Annotated in this window: 13 protein-coding genes; all 13 read left to right on the plus strand. The window is 46.8% G+C overall.

Annotated features, from left to right (window positions below):
* Positions 1-3 precede the first annotated feature (3 nt).
* The 13 genes from ACOSVP_RS08765 to ACOSVP_RS08825 all read left to right on the plus strand — a co-directional run bounded on the left by ACOSVP_RS08765 (position 4) and on the right by ACOSVP_RS08825 (position 19,453).
* A complete protein-coding gene (locus ACOSVP_RS08765; RefSeq protein ID WP_487347120.1) occupies positions 4-1,500 on the plus strand; it encodes a methyl-accepting chemotaxis protein in 1,497 nt (498 codons plus the stop codon).
* 96 nt (positions 1,501-1,596) lie between these two features.
* Complete coding sequence (locus tag ACOSVP_RS08770) at positions 1,597-1,905, plus strand: MliC family protein (protein ID WP_487347121.1); 309 nt, start codon at positions 1,597-1,599, stop codon at positions 1,903-1,905.
* A gap of 97 nt (positions 1,906-2,002) precedes the next feature.
* Positions 2,003-2,779: a precorrin-3B C(17)-methyltransferase gene (gene cobJ, locus ACOSVP_RS08775; RefSeq protein ID WP_487347122.1), complete on the plus strand. Its 777-nt coding sequence runs from the start codon at positions 2,003-2,005 to the stop codon at positions 2,777-2,779.
* Between the two features lie 22 nt (positions 2,780-2,801).
* Positions 2,802-3,578, plus strand: coding sequence for a precorrin-4 C(11)-methyltransferase (gene cobM, locus ACOSVP_RS08780; protein WP_487347123.1), 777 nt, complete (start codon positions 2,802-2,804; stop codon positions 3,576-3,578).
* A 9-nt stretch (positions 3,579-3,587) separates the two neighbouring features.
* On the plus strand, positions 3,588-4,664 hold the full coding sequence (cobW, locus tag ACOSVP_RS08785) for a cobalamin biosynthesis protein CobW (protein WP_487347124.1): 1,077 nt from the start codon (positions 3,588-3,590) through the stop codon (positions 4,662-4,664).
* Positions 4,665-4,676: 12 nt separating this feature from the next.
* Complete coding sequence (cobN, locus tag ACOSVP_RS08790; RefSeq protein ID WP_487347125.1) at positions 4,677-8,525, plus strand: cobaltochelatase subunit CobN; 3,849 nt, start codon at positions 4,677-4,679, stop codon at positions 8,523-8,525.
* A gap of 65 nt (positions 8,526-8,590) precedes the next feature.
* Positions 8,591-9,853, plus strand: a complete 1,263-nt coding sequence (locus ACOSVP_RS08795) for a sirohydrochlorin chelatase (RefSeq protein ID WP_487347126.1) — start codon at positions 8,591-8,593, stop codon at positions 9,851-9,853.
* Between the two features lie 185 nt (positions 9,854-10,038).
* Positions 10,039-11,820: a diguanylate cyclase domain-containing protein gene (locus ACOSVP_RS08800; protein ID WP_487347127.1), complete on the plus strand. Its 1,782-nt coding sequence runs from the start codon at positions 10,039-10,041 to the stop codon at positions 11,818-11,820.
* A 43-nt stretch (positions 11,821-11,863) separates the two neighbouring features.
* Positions 11,864-12,523 carry a hypothetical protein gene (locus ACOSVP_RS08805; protein WP_487347128.1) on the plus strand — a complete coding sequence of 220 codons (660 nt, stop codon included), beginning with the start codon at positions 11,864-11,866 and terminating at the stop codon, positions 12,521-12,523.
* An 806-nt stretch (positions 12,524-13,329) separates the two neighbouring features.
* Complete coding sequence (locus tag ACOSVP_RS08810; RefSeq protein ID WP_487347129.1) at positions 13,330-15,285, plus strand: methyl-accepting chemotaxis protein; 1,956 nt, start codon at positions 13,330-13,332, stop codon at positions 15,283-15,285.
* Positions 15,286-15,459: 174 nt separating this feature from the next.
* Positions 15,460-16,488, plus strand: a complete 1,029-nt coding sequence (locus ACOSVP_RS08815; protein WP_487347130.1) for a GGDEF domain-containing protein — start codon at positions 15,460-15,462, stop codon at positions 16,486-16,488.
* 166 nt (positions 16,489-16,654) lie between these two features.
* Positions 16,655-17,374 (plus strand): substrate-binding periplasmic protein, encoded by a 720-nt coding sequence (locus tag ACOSVP_RS08820; protein ID WP_487347131.1) that lies wholly within the window; start codon positions 16,655-16,657, stop codon positions 17,372-17,374.
* A gap of 141 nt (positions 17,375-17,515) precedes the next feature.
* Positions 17,516-19,453 (plus strand): putative bifunctional diguanylate cyclase/phosphodiesterase, encoded by a 1,938-nt coding sequence (locus ACOSVP_RS08825; RefSeq protein WP_487347132.1) that lies wholly within the window; start codon positions 17,516-17,518, stop codon positions 19,451-19,453.
* Positions 19,454-19,497: the final 44 nt, after the last annotated feature.

The following is a 19,497-nucleotide window of genomic DNA, read 5'->3' on the forward strand; positions in this document are numbered from 1 at the left end:
CAGATGCAGAAAAAACATATCAGCCGCAGTATTCCATTCCTGCGTACGCAATTTATTACGCTAGGCCTGTTTGCATTGCTATTGCTACTAGCCATGCTCGGTAACCACTTTTTATGGCAAAGCTTTGCTTTTAACTTCTGTGCCTCCACGTTAATCGCTGTGTGTTTCGCGATTATGGTGTGGCAGGGAATGCGCTTGGTGGAAACCTTAGGGCGTCTTTCGTTTACCATTTCAGCGTGCAGCAAAGGCGAGCTGCATCACCGTATCACCAATACCAAAGGTCTGGGTGAACTGGGGATGGTGGCATGGGAACTCAACGACCTACTGGATCGTATTGAGACCTACTTTAAAGAATTGGATACCAGCTTTGCTTACGTGGCCAAAGGGGACTTTCATCGCAGTCCCTTAGGCGTGGGCTTGCCGGGCAATATGAAACGCTCCATCAGTGCCGTACAAAAGTCGGTCGAGGCCATGCACGCCAATGTCTCACTGATCAATCGCAATGAGTTGTCCTCAAAGCTGCATGAACTGAATACCGAAAACCTAATTGGTAATCTGCGCGAAGCGCAATCGGACTTGATGCGAGTGGATGAAGAAGTCCGACGCATCGGTGCGCAGGCCTCTGAAAATGCAGGTTCTGCAGAACAAAGTTTGGGAGCGGTTGAACAAATTCGTTATTCGATCAATACCGTCAGCGATACCATTACTAAGGTCGCGGACGTGGTCGCGGCCCTGAGTAGAGATTCCAATAAAGTGACCGCTTCATTGGTGACGATTAAAGACATTGCAGAACAAACCAATTTGTTAGCATTAAATGCGTCGATTGAAGCTGCCCGTGCAGGTGAGGCAGGACGTGGCTTTGCCGTGGTGGCAGACGAGGTAAAACAATTGGCACACCGCACTAAGGAAACCGCGGAATCCGTAGATCAGGTGTTGTCGGCTCTGAGTCAGCAAGTGAATGAAGTCAGCCGTATTACCGAAGAATCAAAAGCTCTGAGTGCCAATATGCAAGAGTTAGTGGGAGGCTTTGAACAGCAGTTTAATCAGCTGGCGCGCTCTTCACGTATGTCGGCGTTAAGTGTCGATGGTGTGGGCACCGTAATCTATCACTCGTTAATTAAGCTCGACCATGTGATCTATAAACAAAATGGTTATGTGGCGTTACACGCGAAGCCTGAGGACAGTGAATATCAAGCGGCGCAAGTGGATCATCATTCGTGTCGTATGGGCAAATGGTATTATGGCGACGCGCGGCAAACGTCAGTGGCTAAGTCTGCTGCCTTTAAACATCTAGAGCAGCCACATCAACAGGTACACCAATCAGTACATTTGGCGCTTGAGAAGATGAACTCTAGTTGGGAAACCCAAGCATCGTTACGTAATGACATTGTTGATGCCATGCGCTTAGCGGAAGAAGGCAGCGAGCAGGTGATTCATTGGGTCAATCAGATGACCGAAGAGCGCATGTCAGAGCTGCAACAACAAATGAGTAAAATTTAAACCTGATCAATTAGTCAGTTTATTTGGCAAGACAAGTTTAGGCCGCTTGATTAGAATGAGCGGCCTGATTGCTTTGTCATAAATGAATGGACGCTAATGAAACGACTGCTGTGCACGCTGGGCTTGTTACTGTCTTACCCTGCGTACTCATACTATTCACATCCCTACGTGGCGGAGAACACCCACGAATACGCTTGTGGTGGGCTGAAAGTAACGGTTGCCTATGAGCCAGGCAAAGCACATGTAATCATTAACCACTACACCTACATCCTGCCTTTAGTCCTTTCCGCCAGCGGCTCTTATTACCATGGTGACATTCTCAGCTTTTGGGATCGCGGTAAAACAGCTCAGTTAGTGTACAGTAGCGATCGCAAGCTCGACTGCTTACGACTAGATACTCCCTAATCCCGCCTGAGTATCCTTCATTTTATTTACTGTCCTTTTCATGCCTTTGTGGCGTGAGAACGAGTACAATTTAGCGAAATTGTTTGAGTAGTAGATAATGAGCAAATTATTTGTCATGGGCATGGGCCCAGGTGACCTAGGATTGGTTGCGCCGAATGCCACCAAAGCGTTAGCCGCTTGTAGCGATTGGGTCGCATACGGTTATTACCTTGAACTGTTGGGTGAGTTAAGTGAAGGTAAAACCTTTCACGACCTGCCGTTAGGTGAAGAAATTGGCCGCGCGCGTTTGGCGCTAGACCTCGCTGCACAAGGTAAAACCACGGCACTGATCTCAAGTGGCGATATTGGTATTTACGCCATGGCGACCTTGGTGTTTGAACTGCTTGATCAGCAGCTGCAAGGCAAAGAAATCCACCCAGAGTGGCTGGACGTAGAAATCGAAGTAATCCCAGGTATTTCTGCCATGCAAGCCGGTGCTAGCCGTGTCGGTGCCATGCTTGGGCATGATTTCTGTACCGTATCTTTGAGCGATTTGTTGACGCCGTGGGAAAACATCGATAAGCGCATACATGCGGCAGGGGCAGGGGATTTTGTTATCTCTTTCTATAACCCTGTGTCTCGTAAACGTGATTGGCAGCTAAACCATGCTCGCGATGTGCTATTGCAATATCGTCCCGCTTCGACGCCAGTGATGATTGGCCGCCAGCTAACCCGTCCAGAAGAAAACATCACCTTCACAACATTGGGTGAGTTGGATGCTAAAGACGTGGATATGTTTACCATGGTCAGTGTCGGTAACAGTGAATCGCGCCATATCGTCAACGGCGATAAACACTGGATTTACACCCCGCGCGGTTACTCGAAAAAGCTTTAACGATTGAAAAAGGACTTAAGCCATGACGGTCTACTTTATTGGTGCTGGCCCCGGTGATCCGGATTTAATGACGGTTAAAGCGCTAAAAACCATGGAACGCTGTCCAGTGATCTTGTACGCGGGCTCGCTGATTCCGGTGGAAGTGATCGATAACGTGCGTGATCGTGCAGAAGCGATTTATGACACAGCGTCACTGAATCTTGATGAAACCACCGAGATCATTCGCCAAGCCGCCGCTGCAGGCAAAAATGTGGCGCGTTTACAATGCGGTGATCCGGCGTTGTATGGTGCAATAGGGGAACAAATGCGTCGTCTCGATGCCTTAAACATCGACTATGAAGTGATCCCTGGGGTGAGTGCTGTCGCAGCCTCCGCGGCCATGCTTAAAAAAGAGCTGACTTTATCGGGTGTTTCGCAAACCGTGATTATGACCCGCTACGAGGGCAAGACGCCTTTCCCCGAGCGTGAGCGTTTACCCACCCTTGCCAAGAGTGGTGCGACCTTAGCGATCCATCTTGGGGTGACCCGTATACACAAAATTGTCGAAGAACTGTTGCCACACTATGGTGAGGATTGCCCTGTTGCCGTGTGTTATCGCACCAGTTGGCCCGATCAAGATTACGTGACGGGCACGTTAAAGGACATCGTAGAGAAGGTACGTGCGAAGAAGTTTACTCGCACCAGTTTAATTTTGGTGGGACACGTGCTCGACACGGAAGACTTCGCCGATTCGTACTTATACGACAAGTCACAGGCTCATATTTACCGCAAAATCCATCGAAAAAACGATGGTGCGTGAGGAACCCTAATGCAACTGAATAAAATTCCAACTACCGTTGTCACCGGCTTTTTGGGCAGCGGTAAAACCACTTTACTATCGAATGTACTCAAGCAAGCGGCAGGCAAACGTATTGCCGTGATCGTTAACGAGTTTGGTGAATTAGACATCGACACGGATTTGCTACGTTCTTGCCCGCTAGATTGTGAAGACGAAAGTACTGCGCAGCGTGGCGAAGACGGTTTTTATGAACTGGCGAACGGCTGTATTTGCTGCACGGTAGAAGAAGAGTTCTTACCCGTGATGCAGCAGCTGGTAGCGCGCCGTGATGACATCGACCACATCCTCATTGAAACCAGTGGCTTGGCGCTGCCAAAACCGTTGGTACAGGCCTTCAACTGGCCAGGTATTAAAGAGCATTGTACCGTTGATGCGGTGATTACCGTGGTCGATGGTCCAGCGGTCGCCGCTGGCCGTTTTGCTCATGATGAAGACAAGGTTCAAGCACAACGTCTAGCGGATGAGTCGTTAGATCACGATCCATCGCTACAAGAGCTATTAGATGATCAGCTGAGTGCCGCGGATCTAGTGGTGGTGAGCAAAAACGATTTGCTCAACGACAGTCAGCGTGAACGTGTGAAGCAAGTGATCGAAAATGAAGTGGAATCGAGCGTTAAGATTGCTTACATCGAAAACGGTGAAGCGGCGCTGGATGTGTTGTTGGGTCTTGAATCGGAGAGCGAAGCCCGTATCGACCATGTACATAACCACCACGATCACCATCACGCTCATGGCCATGAGCACGATCACGCACACGACCATTTTGAATCCTTTGTCGTGAAGTTAGGGGAAGTGGATGCGGACTCTTTGCAAGATGCTCTAGAGGACCTTGTTGAGGCGAATAATATCTTCCGCGTGAAAGGTTTTGCCGCGGTCAATGGCAAGCCAATGCGTCAAGTATTCCAAGTCGTCGGCACTCGTCTTGAGCGCTACTTTGATCGTCTATGGCAACCCGATGAGCTACGCCAAACGCAGCTTGTGTTCATTGGCAAAGGCATCAGCAAAGACGACATTGAAGACAAACTAAATGCGGCCCTGACCGCCTAAGCGAGCAATACTGTGCATTTACTGGCAGCCAAACCGGGTGGCTTTGTTGACGATGAAGGCATCATCGATTTGGGGCAAAGCCCTGCTGACATTATAGTGTTGGCGGCTGCCGACTCGCTCCTTAGTGCTCTTGGCCAAGCATTAGATACTTGGCAAGGGAACGACTCTCCAACTGTACGTTTGGCCAACTGGATGCAGTTGGTCAAACCGGCCGCTTACGATCTTTACGAAGATGCTGTTTTAGACAAACCCACGCAAAAAGGTCGCGCGCAAGTGGTGGTGCTATCTCTGTTAGGTGGCCAACATTATTGGCCCTACGGCTTTGAACGTCTGCAAGCTTGGGCTAAAACCAAGCGCAACCGTCACCTGATTATTGTGCCGGGCGATGACAGTGCCGATCCTGACATCATGCAGGCGTCTTCTGCGGATCAAACCACTGTTCAGCGTGTATGGCGCTATTTACGGGAAGGCGGGCAGGTCAATGTCGAGCACCTGTTTCGTTTCCTAGCACATCACTATTTCGCGGGTGAAGAGAATTGGGTGGAGCCGATTGCTATCCCCAATGCACTCATGGTGCTGGACGGTAAAGCGACCGATTTGCAGTCTTGGCAGCGCCATTATCAAGCGGCGTTAGCACAAGGTTATCCGGTTGCTTTGCTGCTGTATTACCGCTCACATTTTCAAAGTGGCAACACGCAGGTCTTCTCAGATTTATCGAACATCTTGCTTGAGCAGGGTGTGGTGCCCTTAGAAATCGCCCTGTCATCGCTAAAAGATCCCATCAGTCTTGAATTGGTCAATACGCTTATTGAACGCTCGCAAGCGACAGTGATTCTGAATTGCACTGGTTTTTCCGCAAACCGTGCCGGCAGTCCTGATTTGGCCTCAGAGCCGACCGATTTTCAGTCTGCGTTTGACCATCCTTTGCCAGTGCTGCAGCTTATTCTATCTGGTAGTACTGAAGAAGATTGGCTGGCACAAACTCAGGGCCTTCGCAGTCGCGATGTGGCGATGCAGATTGTCTTACCGGAAATGGATGGACGAGTGATTACTCGTGCGGTGAGCTTTAAAGCCCTGTCTCATTTTCACGAACAAGCGCAGATCGATTTATTGCGTTATGAATTACACCCTGAACGAGCGACCTTTGTGGCACAGCTGGCTAAGCGTTATGCCCGCTTGCATGTCTTACCAAATGGCGAAAAGCGAATAGCCTTTATCCTCGCCAATTACCCCACTAAAGATGGCCGCATTGGCAACGGTGTGGGCTTAGATACTCCCGCTTCCAGCGTTAATTTATTGCGTGCCTTAGAGCAGGCGGGTTATCCGATCGAAGACATCCCAGAAGATGGCAATGCTTTGATCGAAACCTTATTGGGTGCGGTCACCAATAACCCTAATACCTTACATCAGCGCGGTTGTTGGCAAAGTTTGAGTCTTAATGACTATTTAGAACATTTCTATCAACTGCCGATCGAAGCGCAAAACGCGGTGTGGGATCGTTGGGGAGCGCCGGAAGAGGACCATAAATGCCGCGCTGTCGATGGCGAATGGCGCATGATGCTGGCGGGGATTCGCTTGGGCAAAACCTTTGTTGGTATCCAGCCTGCTCGGGGTTTTAACTTGGATCTGGCAGCCAATTACCACGATCCCGACTTGATTCCTCCCCACAGTTATTTGGCTTATTACTTTTGGCTACGTCATGTCTATCAAGTGGACGCCATTGTCCATGTGGGCAAGCATGGCAACTTAGAGTGGTTGCCGGGCAAAGGTACGGCTTTATCCGAAAATTGCTGGCCAGACATCGCCATGGGGCCAACGCCGCATTTTTATCCGTTCATCGTGAATGATCCGGGGGAGGGCGCTCAGGCTAAGCGTCGTACCCAAGCGGTGATTATCGACCACTTAATGCCGCCCATGACCCGTGCCGAAAGCTATGGCGATATGGCGGAGCTGGAAACCTTGGTCGATGAGTATTACCAAGCGTTAGGCATGGATACTCGCCGCGAAGCATGGTTGCGTGACTCGATTTTAGAAAAGGTGAAAAGCAGCCACTTACTAGAAGAACTCACCGGCGTTCAAGCTGATGACGATGATTCTGTATTAGAGGAGCTGGATGCCTACCTCTGTGAAATCAAGGAGTCTCAGATTCGCCATGGTCTTCATCGATTAGGGGAGTTGCCTGAGCCCGATAAGCTGGCGGATACACTGGTGGCCTTGTTACGTCTGCCACGTGGTTCAAGTGTTACCAGCATGGGGATTTTGCATGCCTTGGTAAAAGATCTGGGGATTCAAGAACCAGAGTTTGATCCCATGGAAGCCTCACGCCAAGAGTGGCGCGGTGCTAAGCCTCTGTTATTAGCGCAAGTTTCTGATCAAGTGTGGCGTACTCATGCGGATACCAAAGAGCGTTTGGAGCTGTTAGCGAAAGAGTTAGTACTTACTTCGTTAATCAAACAACAAGCCATCGACTCTCAACAATTGCCTAACACGTCAGTGTTATTGGCGCATGCTAAACAGACATTGGCGAAAGCACTTGAGCAAAGTGCTCACGATGAAATTGCAGCCTTGCTAAAAGGTTTATCCGGCCAGTTTATACCACCGGGGCCAAGTGGTGCGCCGACCCGCGGTCGATTGGACACCCTGCCAACCGGGCGTAATTTTTTCTCGGTGGATAATCGTGCGATTCCGTCTCCTGCCGCGTGGGCGATCGGGCAAAAGTCCGCCGAAGCCTTGGTATTACGTCATCTACAAGAGCATGGTGATTACCCTACTAACTTGGGTTTGTCGGTATGGGGCACGGCCACCATGCGAACTGGCGGCGATGATATTGCCCAAGCCTTTGCATTAATGGGCGTACGTCCTATTTGGGCACCAGGCTTTAATCGTGTGACCGATTTTGAGGTTTTGTCCTGTATGCAATTAGGTCGACCGCGCGTAGACGTAACCTTGCGCGTGTCGGGTTTTTTCCGTGATGCATTTGCCAATGTGATGCGACTCTATGATGCGGCGGTGCAAGCGATTACTAACTTTGCAGAGCCAGGCAATGGCAACACCATTCGTGCCAACGTGGAATCGCGCAAGCAAGAGCTTCTCAGCCAAGGCTTAAGCCCTGAAGACGCTGCACGCCAAGCGTCATATCGCGTATTTGGTAGTAAACCGGGGGCCTATGGTGCGGGGTTGCAGGGCTTAATTGATGAGCGTTGTTGGGATACCCAAGCGGATCTTGCTGAAGCTTACTTAAACTGGGGCGGTTACGCTTACGATGGTGACTTGCGTGATGGGGTCGAAGCGAAGCAAGCGTTTGCTAACCGTCTAGGTCAATTAGAAGTCGTGATGCAAAACCAAGATAACCGTGAGCACGACCTATTGGATTCAGATGACTATTACCAATTCCAAGGGGGCATGACTAACGCTGTGACTCAATTAAGCGGTCGAGCGCCCAGTGTCTATCACAACGATCACTCCAATCCGAGTCAGCCCAAAGTTCGCACTTTAAAAGAAGAACTGAACCGCGTGATTCGCGGTCGCGTATTGAATCCAAAATGGATCTCTGCCATGCAAGAGCACGGCTACAAAGGGGCGTTTGAGATGACGGCGACGGTGGATTATCTGTTTGCCTACGATGCGACAACGGATTTGATCGCCGATTATCAGTACAAGCAAGTGACCGATACGTTATTACTTGACCCTACGAACCAAGAGTTTATGCAGCGTAATAATCCTCATGCACAGTTAGAAATGGCCGAACGTTTATTAGAAGCGATTCAGCGCGGTATGTGGTCTGACCCCAGCGATTATTCAGAAAAGATCCAATCCCTATTGCTTGAGATAGATCAGCGCCAAGAAGCACAAGGTAGTTAACCTTGTCTATCCGATTTAACCCTTTAATATAAGCGCCTTAAGCGTAAATTTATCCAGAGAGAGATATGAATCATTCAACCCCAGTGAAAAAGAAAGGCATTATGATTTGTGGTCATGGTAGCCGCGATAAGGATGCAGAACGTGAGTTTGGCTTGGTGGCCGAAGGACTAAAAGCCCGTTTCCCTGAGTTACCGGTTGAGTACGGTTTTCTGGAATTTTCCGCGCCAAACATTCACATGGGTCTAAACAGTCTGATCAAACAGGGCGTGAACGATATTTACGCCATCCCAGGTATGTTGTTTGCTGCGACCCACGCTAAGAATGATATTCCGTCAGTATTGACCACTTTCCAAGAAAAGAGCGACGGCCTAGAGGTGCACTACGGTCGTGAGCTGGGCCTTCAAGAAGACATGATCGAAGCCTTCCAAGCGCGTATATACGAGTCCCTTGGTCTAGATCCAAACAACCCACCCGCTGAGTTGTATGACACCATGTTGGTGGTGGTTGGCCGTGGTACATCGGATACTTCTGCTAACGCCGAAGCGGCTAAGCTAACACGCATTGTGAATGAGAACATGGGCTTTGGTTGGGCCGATACGGTCTACTCTGGTGTGACTTATCCATCTGTGGGAGTCGGTCTTGAGAAGCTAGTCAAACTTGGCTTTAAACGTATCGTGGTAGCGCCTTACTTCCTATTTACCGGTCGTCTCATTAAGCGTATCCAAGGCTATGTAGATAAAGTCGCGCAAGAGAACCCTAGTATCGAGTTTATTCAAGCCCATTACCTGAGCGATCATGAGCGCGTGATCGATGCGTTTGAAAACCGCGTCAATGAAATCATGGACGGTTCATTGTTTAACAGTGCCGATGAAACCCTAATGAGCTCGTTCAAACGTCGCCTCGCGGCAGGGGAAGTGGATGTGCATCATCACCACGCCGAATACGTGGATCCTGAAGATGACACCCAAGGCCTGTCGGAGTCGGATAAAAAGCATGCAATGACCTTTGGTACCATTCAAGCGCTTGATCACTCCCATGGGCATTCACATAGCCATGATCATGCACATGGACACTCCCATAGCCACGGCCATTCGCACAGTCATGATCATTCCCATGGACACCATCATCATGGACATTCCCATGGAGAAGGTCACCATCATCACCATGGTGTGTACCAACATATTGGTCACCCAATGGGCCCCCGTACCATGATCGGCGAAGGTATCTGTTGTTGCTTTATGGGACAGTTCACGGACGAAATCCTCGAGCAAGAAAAAGAGCGCATGGATGGCGATTGCAATAAAACCGCATTAGCTCACCAGCGTTAATCCCCCCAAAGCCCTGTTCATTTTAGGACAGGGCAACTGTTCCCCTTTCATTGTGTTCCCTTTAAATTGGCTTTACATGTAAATCTTTCTTACGAGACAACACATAAAGTTACTTTTATCTAATTTAGCTTTATCTAATCTAATGGGCGATAAGACGAGGCGAAGCGCATTATATAAGGAGCACTATGGGCGACCATTCAATCAAATTTACGCGTTATCTGATGCTGATGCTGACTATTGTGGTGGTGTTAGCAGTGAGTTTAACCGGATTATTGATTGAGCAGCGTCGTTATCAAGATGCCGTTTCCAATCGTGAACATTCGATACGTTTAGTCGAAGAGCTTCGTCAATCCTCAACGGATCTCGCCAAGTTAGCCAATAATTACCTCAATACCAAAGAGCCTATCTATAAAGAGCTATTTCTTGAACTTGTTGCTATTCGTAATGGTGACATGCCTCGGCCAAAATATTACACCCTCGCTTATTGGGATCTACATGTCAGTAATCATCATCACGATGGTGAAGAGTATGATCAGGCAACCCCATTACTCACTTTATTACACCAAGCTGGTCTAACCGACAATGAGTTGGCGCTGGTTGAAAAAGCTAAGCAAAACTCAGATGCCTTAGTGGAGATTGAGCTAAAGGCCATGTCTTTGATCGATGAAGACTTTCCGGTGAATTTAAAAAAACGTGACTTGGCATTGGCGATGTTGGCAGATGATTATTTTATTAATGCCAAGGCTGACATTATGAAGCCCATCATCGCTGCTGAAGAAATGATTGTGTCAAGAACGCAAAAATATGTTGATGCAGCCAAGAGTAATGTACGAGTTGTGACTTTTATCGTGGCATCGCTCTGTGTCGCATTGGTGTTTCTCATTGCACTGGTAGGGCGTCAACTGCAACGAATTTTAGGGTGCTCGATTTCCGACCTGCAAAGCACCATTGAGCGTTTGGGGAAAGGTGACTTTCTTACTAGGATTGAGCTGAAAGAGAAAAATCACCACAGTGTATTGGGCTGGCTGGCAAGAACACAGCAACGATTGGCGGATTTAAACCTGGCTCACTTTCGTGCCATTGTGGATTGCTCTGATGATGCGATTATCAGTAAAAGCATTAATGGGGTAATTTCGAGCTGGAATCGTGGGGCGGAGTTAGTGTTTGGCTACAGCGCAGAAGATATGATTGGTCGACCAATGGCGGATATTATTCCTGAAGAGCGTCAACACGAAGAACCTGACATTCTGAAAAAGATTGGCCGCGGCGAAAAAGTAGATCATTTTGAAACTCAGAGGGTACATAAAAATGGTCACCTAGTAGACGTATCGGTCACCATATCACCCATTTATGACCTAAATGGTCGAGTGATAGGGGCTTCAAAAATTGCTCGAGACATCTCTCGAGCCAAGGAAGCAGAGCAAGAGATTCATCGTTTGGCCTATTATGATGCGCTTACTGGCTTAGCAAATCGTCGCTTACTCTACAGTTCTTTGGCTGCTGCCTGTGCACAAGTTCAGCATACTCAGCAAGAGCTTGCTGTGGTGTTTATTGATTTAGATAATTTTAAACCCTTAAATGATAATAAGGGGCATGAGGCTGGTGATCAGTTACTTAAACAGGTGGCAGAACGCTTAAATGGTTTAATTCGAGAGTCTGATCTGGCCGCTCGTTTTGGTGGTGATGAGTTTATCTTAATGTTATTTGGGCCAGCTGCACGAAAAGGTGCAGATCAGCACTGGCTTGAACGTTTGTTAAAACGAATCTTAGAAAGTCTTGGCCAACCTTATCAACTGGACGGTTTTGAGCATTCTTGCTCACCGAGTATTGGCGTGAGTCTACTTCAAGCTGGGATGGACTCAGAAAGCCTGATTCATTTGGCGGATGAGGCCATGTACCAAGCCAAGTCCTCTGGTAAAAATCGATATGTTATTTATTCCTCTGAATCTATGATCGAGTCTATTTAAAACAATAGAGAGGGGGCTGTTTCTAGTCACTAAGAGCGACACTGTGCTATGGTTCATGCCCAGAAACGTCAGTCCAATTGCTCGACGTAATGTGATCGATAAACGGGGTAGTCAGGTGTCCGAGTCTCAGCTAACACAGGTTCAGAAATTAGAGAAAATTCGTCAGGCATGGTTGCCAGCGGTTGAGTTTCTATTTGGTCCTGCTTTTGAACAAGCGCGATTTAATGGCTTTGTTATCGACGCTGATGTCGCCCAACCTGAGCTGGTATTTGACTCCTCAGATCAGCCATTTCACTACCGCATCCAGATGCCTGCGCGCAGTTTTACTAACGATGTGATGTTACTGGCGGATCTGATTCAGGTACTTGTTCGCGCACTGTATCCGTTAGGCAAAGACAGTCAGGATTCAGCGACTGCTTTAAGTGAAGGAACGGCTATCTATGGTGCGGTGACAGCCATTAAACAAGTATTTGGCGAAGAGACCTTAGACTCTTATTTGAATGCTTTGAAAGATAATGGCTTTGCTTACTACGATGCCTTTTCCTATGTGGCAGTGTTGCTCACTGAAGACCCGAAAGCCATTGTCAAGTTACGTGAAATGAAACCCTTGTTGTATCAGGTAACTCGTGAAGACATCGCTGCCGTTGGCATCGACATTGATCGCAAGGTGGCAGACATTTTGAGCTACACTTTCCGTGCCTAAGCAATCGCAGTTTACGTTTTAAATTAGCAACAGATAGCGCTATAGAAACTAGCGCTATCTGGCACAATTTGTCGTAATAAGGCAATAAGATGTTGCTTTGAGCACGTGTTTTTTTTATAAGTAGTGCCTAATACGTGATAGATATGTGTTGCTAATTGGTTGAGAAATAAGGATTAAGTATATAAATGCAGTTAATGATTCTGCATTTGATAACATCTAGTTTTCAAATGAGACTCCTTAATTCAACTGGGGGTACTCATTCAAATACCAATCTTAGTAAAGTAGTTTTCAATACGGATCTCACCTGTTTGAACTCAAATATAGCCTTAAGGGGGATTCACCTCTGATCGCGCTATGTCATTGGCAGCATTGCCTTAAAAGGAAGTAGAAAAGTTACTTGTCGTTTCATATCAGTACATTTTTAGCAATAAAAATAACGTGATTTGATCGCCGAAACTCAGCAAATTAAGCAGTCTTTGCATACACTTATGGAGCGAGTGTGGTTGAGAGTTCTGCAGTAACCGGTTTCTTACGCGATCTAAATCAATCCTTAGCTAGTTAGTTTGGCAAAGGGGGGAAGTTCTGCCCTTAGTTAAGATAAATCTAATATTGATGTGTTTTAGTTTGGCAGAATTTAGTTATGGAGTAAAAACGGCAGAGCATTACTGCTGTTTGAGCTTAATTAAGTCACAAGGATGTTCAGGGCAACTGTCTGATCGAGTGAATAAAAGCAGTCGAGAGCATTGGTCAGGCATTTTATTCTAATAATTGGGGAACACCCCGAATGCTTTTTTTGTGAGGTAAACATGACGGTTCGTGCAAAGATCATTGCACTGGTTGCAGCCGGGGTAATATTACCCGTATTGCTGGTGTCGTTAGTTATTATCAGCAGCGTGCGAACGGATGCGGTTGAGAAATTTGGCCATCAAAGTAAATCTGAAATCTTTTACGTAGATTCTTTGTTTTCCATGTACTTAAACAATCTGGCTGAAAACACGGCGTTTTTTGCGCGTGCGGATGTGATTAAAAATATCACGCCAGGAAGCATTGAAAGTTACGCTAACCAGCCAGTGAAAAAAATGACCCCAGAGTCGAACTCTGCTGAGGAACAAGCGGCCTTTTCATTGTTCCAAGATTTTGGTGATACACACCCTGACCTTGCCTACATTTGGGTGGGAACAGCCGATAAAGGTTACCTACAGTGGCCACACGGCAACAGCGGTGAAAACTACGATCCAACCAAAAAAGGTTGGTACACTCAATCTATTAATGCCACTAAGCCAGTACGTATTCCGGCTTACCGAGACACCTTTACGGGTGCTCCTCTGGTAGATTATCTACAGCGTTTCGAGGGTAAAGACGGTGCCGTCGGTGTGGTTGGCGTGGATGTGACCCTGAAGAAACTGACAGAGCTATTGGCGACTGTTAAATTCGGTGGCGAAGGTTACGTGGTGATGGTAGAAGACACCAATACCATCTTGGCCGATCCTGCTGATCCTGACAATAACTTCAAAAACATCTCTGATGCATCACGCCCTTATGCCACGCTAGATAACAGTGATGCGGTACAGTCATTGACCATTAATGGCGAAGAGTGGTTCGCACGTGTTTACACTTCAAAAGCGTTAGGTTGGAAATTCATTGGTTTGATTCCTAGTAGTGTGGTCTATGCGCAAGCCAATAGTTTGATTACTAATATCGTGATTATCTCTGTGATCATGGTGGCGATCTTTGTTGTGATTGGTTCATTCTTGTCTTCTATGGTGATCAAGCCAGTGAAAGTCATGGCGGAACGTCTTACTGATATCAGCCAAGGGGAAGGGGATTTAACGCAGCGTTTGCAAGCCAATTCAAACGATGAATCAGGGCAGATGGCGAAAGCCTTCAACCAGTTCGTTGAGTCGATTGATAGCATTGTTGGTCGTACGAAAAACTCCTGTAATGAGATCGGTAAAGTAGCGCATCACTCGGAAACTCTGTCCGCAGATCTAAGTGGCATCGTAATGAAACAAGCGAATTCCGTAGATCATCTCTCGACGGCGTTTAATGAGATGGTGGCAACGGCCAATGAAGTGGCGTCTAACTGTAGTTCAGCGGCCGCGTCTGCGGAACACAGTGAGCAGCAGGTACAAGAAGGTAACCGCTTGATTCAGCAAACGATGGATTCGTTGCATAAGTTGGAGTCTGAGATCAACAGTTCCAATGAGTCTATGGTGACCCTAGAACAAGAGTCCAATAACATTGTTGGTATCTTGGATACGATTAAGGCGATTGCCGAGCAAACCAACTTGCTAGCATTGAATGCTGCGATTGAGGCTGCACGTGCAGGTGAACAGGGCCGTGGTTTTGCCGTGGTTGCTGATGAAGTACGTACACTGGCTGGTCGTACTTCTGAGTCAACCGATGAGATTGATAAGCTACTAACGCGCTTGCAACAGCAAACCAACATTGTTGCTGGCAAGATGGAAAACAGTGTTGCGGTAGCCAACAGCTCGGTTGAACTTGCGGCACAGACTTACCAAGTGTTTGAACAAATTCTGGCGTCTGTTCTGACCATCAAAGACATGATGATTCAAATTAGTGCCTCCGCGGAGGAGCAGCATTTGGTGGCAGAAGAGATTAACAACAATGTGTTGGTGATCCACGATGGCGCAAATGAATCCAATGATTTAGCGTCACAAGTGTCTCATACAGCAGCTTCTCTAAATGAGCTTGCTAACGAGTTGCAGTCAATGGTAAGTCGTTTTAGATCGAGTCAGTAGGTCGCTGTGATAGTCGAATAGTGAAAAGCCCCAAGCTTAAACTTGGGGCTTTTATATTTTGCAGTGCTAGTTTAGACATTGCTTTATTAAAAGGCGTCAGTATTATTTGCATAATTAGAGTTCAAAATACTTACTACAAATCATTCAGTTAGAAAGTCTTCCTGGAGTGGTAATGTGCAAGATGTAAATATTTCGATAAGCAAACGCTTACGGGATAAAGTTTGGCAGGGACTATGCTCAATTCTTGGCGTGCTTGCAGGCTTGCTGGCAGTCTGGAATTTCTTTTTTAATACCAACGCCTTGTCTCTTGCCGTTGCTGAAGTCGTATTGACGGGCTTTTCTATTTATATTTTCTTGAATGTAAAGAAATGGTCCAAAATCACTTGGCAGCAGTATTTGTATTTATCGCTGTTTTGCTTGTTGGTGGTTTATGCCGTTTGGACCCGTCCGCTTAGTAATGGCCTAATTGTCTGGCCGCTGTTTCTCCCTATTCTATGTTATTTAACCCTTGGTATCCGTATTGGTCTTATTGTGTCAGGAATCACCTTAGTAATAATGTTGATCCTCTTAACCATCAAAATTAATATGGAAGGCCTACAAAATACTATTTCCCCTCGGCTAAATTTCTTTTTTTGTTACTTATCGATTATGGGAGTTTCTCATGTCTATGAGCGCAACCGTTTGCGCATAGAACAGGACTTAGTAAACCTAGCGATCACAGACACGCTGACTGGTGTAAAGAATCGATTAGCGTTTAAACAGTACTTCGCAAAGTTTGCTCAGCAGAAGTCAATGTTTGGTTTAATGATGCTCGACATTGATCACTTCAAAGAAATTAACGACAACTTTGGTCATGATGTCGGGGACGAATTATTACGTCAGTTAACCCAATGCATTGTTAATACTTCACCGCAATATCAGTTATTTCGCCATGGTGGGGAAGAGTTTTGTATCTTGCTGCATGGCAATAAGGCGACCTTGCAGGCGCAAGCTGAGTTGATTCGGGCAACGGTGGCGAGCCAAGTATTTGTGATCGGTGAACGAAAAGTTTCGGTCACGGTGAGCATTGGTTTAGCGGTCAGTGATGAAGTGCAAAACAAAAACGATCTTATTGTGATGGCTGATCAGCGTATGTATGTGGCCAAACGTCAAGGCCGAAATTGTGTCGTAGCGCAAAGCGATGCAGCAAAGCTTTCGACTTGAAAAGATAGGCTGATCAAATAATGTACGTTATACTGTGCCCTTAGGTTCAGTCGCTGTGTTATCTTTGTCACAAATATTGGTGACATAATTTTTAGATTAATGTGAATGGTTCATTTTTGGCATGCCTCTGAATAATAAATCGCTGGTTACTCTCTTGGTTGCTTGCTTGAGTACTTGGGCCGCTGAATCAGTGCAGGCTGAAGAAGATCTGACGTTCTACGTGGTCAATTACCCTCCTTATATTTTGGCGGAGGATGCTACGACTGAGGTCCAAGGCATCGATGTGGATGTCACACGAGCGGCGTTTGCTTCTCAAGGTGTACAAGTTCAGTTTCGAATTATGCCTTGGCCCCGTGTGGTGAAGTCTATGGAGCAAGGGCTAATCGCCGGAACCGTTTCCTGCTCGCAGCGACCAGATCGACAAGAGTACATGCTGTTTAGTGAAAGCATTTCAAATGTCGCACGTTCTCTAGTGAGTAAGCAGTCTTTGGATGTGAGTCAAATTCATGTGCTAGCAGATGCGGCTAACTACTCATTGGTGAGTGTTGAAGGATGGGGCATGCAGAAGCAATTAGAGAGCCTGAATCTTGCCCATCAAACCGCACCGGATATTGCCAGTGCCATTAAAGCCGTACGCTATCGAAATGTAGATCTACTGTATATGGCTGAATATCCAGCGCTGTATTACATTAACCAGCTGGAAGTGGGACAGGATTTAAAAGTCACTCCTATTCCTGACGAAGAAGCGTTACCGCTCTATCTTTGCATTAGCAAACATTACCCCAATGCGGATGTCATTTTAAACACCATGAATAATGGCCTGCAGCACATTAAAGCAAGCGGTGAATATGAACAGATCCGCTCCTATTATTTACAGTCGAATTAGAGTTAAGGGATTATTACTTTGAAATTGGGGCAGAGGATCGCTTACCGCCAAGCAAAGATCATCCTATTAACGTCATTCTTTATAGGTGGTCTTTCCGCATTATTTCAGTTCTATTTAGATCTTAATCATGTACGAGACAGTTTGAAGGAAAGTATCGAGCGCTCGATCGAACTGTATCGTCCGAATTTAGAAGAAGCCATCTATAACCTGGACGCCAATCATACACAGATCATTGCTCGCTCTTTGGTCAGCGACTCTTTATTTTCAGCAGTACAGATCTATGATGATTTTGGCGACAAGGTTGCAGAGACAAAAGAAATTAGCGTGGACGATGGCCAGTCAATTCTGATTGATTTGAGCTTTAAAATATTAGGTCTGTCTGAGCAGATTGAGCGACCTATTCAGATACACGATAGCCAAGGGCGTAGTGCTCGGTTAATTGTCTGGCTCGATAAGCGGGTCGTGTCCACAGGACTAACAAACCGCGCCATTACACTGGCGCTGTCGGGGCTTATCTCCACGTTATTATTAAGTTTGATCTTATTTGTTGTGTTTTACTTTGTGCTATCTAAGCCCATTCAGCAGATTTCCAGCTGGGTTTCGGATCTCGATAAAGAGCGCGAAAAAGACGATTCAAACTCTCCCTACAGCAAAACCGATGAACTCGGCGAGTTGGTGCAAAGCGTTGCACAGATTTGGCAGAAAAAGGACCATGCTAGTCGCCAAGTAGAAATGCTGGCGTATTTTGATCCGCTTACTGAGTTGGCCAATCGACGTAAGTTTATTGAGCGCATTGATTCGTCCATTGCTAAGCCAAACGGTTGGTTTGGGGCGGTGTTATATCTTGATATTGACCGTTTTAAAACCATCAATGACTCCCTAGGGCATCAAGTGGGCGATCAGCTGCTTATGACTTTAGCTCAACGTTTAAAGGGTGGTTTACCAAATACGGCCACCATCGCTCGTTTCGGGGGCGATGAGTTTGTCATCATGCTGCCAGAGCTGGATCAAGATGAGAGTCAGGCAGAAAACGCTGCGATGGCAATTGCGGCGACCATCATTGAGATGGTCTCTGTACCCGTACAAATCGGCCGTAATTTGATTCATTGTTCGACCAGTATTGGCTTGACCACATTCCCACAGAAAAAAGATTCCAGTAATCAGGTGCTGCGTCGAGCTGACACCGCCCTGTATCGAGTGAAAGCAGAAGGACGCAATGGCTTCCGCTTCTTCGATGTCAGTATGCAGCGCCAAGCTCAACATCGTTGGCAGCTAGAAGAAGGTCTGCATAAAGCGATTGAGCGTCAGCAGTTGGAAATCTGGCTGCAGCCGCAAGTCACCAATCAAGGGGTAATTTCAGGGGCTGAGGTATTACTACGTTGGCGTCATCCGGAGCGAGGCATGGTGTCGCCGTTAGACTTTATTTCCGTCGCGGAAGAATCTGGCCAAATCAGTTTAATTGAAGAGTGGGTACTCGAAGAATCTTTGCGTACCTTATCTGAATGGCAGCAAAAAGGCTTGCCCGCAACCTTGCGCCACTTATCGATCAATATTAGTCCTGCGCACTTTATGCAAGCGGACTTTATCCCGCGGGTCTTGCCTATTTTAGAACGCTATCCAGTCGCGGGTATTAACATCGAGTTTGAAATTACCGAAAACCTGTTAATCAATAACTTTAGCCAAGCCATTGATACCATGTTGCTATTACAAGAGAAGGGGATTTCTTTCTCGATTGATGATTTTGGCACTGGGTATTCTTCGCTACGCTATCTCAACCAGCTACCGATTAACGTGCTCAAGATTGATCGAAGTTTTGTTAACGATATCGAAAGCGTTGCTGATGACACGCCGATAATTGATGTGATTTTGTTAATGGCGAAAAAACTCGGCCTTGAAGTGATTGCCGAAGGTGTTGAAACCGCGGTGCAGAAACAGCTGCTGGATGATCGCGGCTGTCGCTTATATCAAGGTTACTATTACTCTAAGCCACTGCATCATCGTGATTTCTATGCATTACTGCAGCGTGACAAAGGCCAAATCGCTGAACTGAAAGATCATTTATCAAGCGAATCTCGGTAAATTACAAAACGTTTCATAAAGTAAGAAAACTTAAAAAGCACATA

Source organism: Marinomonas sp. HM11-D (assembly GCF_057626615.1).

Coding starts and splice junctions, on each gene's coding strand:
- ACOSVP_RS08765 (WP_487347120.1), top strand. CDS start 4: ATGCAGAAAAAACATATCAGCCGCAGTATTCCATTCCTGCGTACGCAA.
- ACOSVP_RS08770 (WP_487347121.1), top strand. CDS start 1,597: ATGAAACGACTGCTGTGCACGCTGGGCTTGTTACTGTCTTACCCTGCG.
- cobJ (WP_487347122.1), top strand. CDS start 2,003: ATGAGCAAATTATTTGTCATGGGCATGGGCCCAGGTGACCTAGGATTG.
- cobM (WP_487347123.1), top strand. CDS start 2,802: ATGACGGTCTACTTTATTGGTGCTGGCCCCGGTGATCCGGATTTAATG.
- cobW (WP_487347124.1), top strand. CDS start 3,588: ATGCAACTGAATAAAATTCCAACTACCGTTGTCACCGGCTTTTTGGGC.
- ACOSVP_RS08795 (WP_487347126.1), top strand. CDS start 8,591: ATGAATCATTCAACCCCAGTGAAAAAGAAAGGCATTATGATTTGTGGT.
- ACOSVP_RS08800 (WP_487347127.1), top strand. CDS start 10,039: ATGGGCGACCATTCAATCAAATTTACGCGTTATCTGATGCTGATGCTG.
- ACOSVP_RS08810 (WP_487347129.1), top strand. CDS start 13,330: ATGACGGTTCGTGCAAAGATCATTGCACTGGTTGCAGCCGGGGTAATA.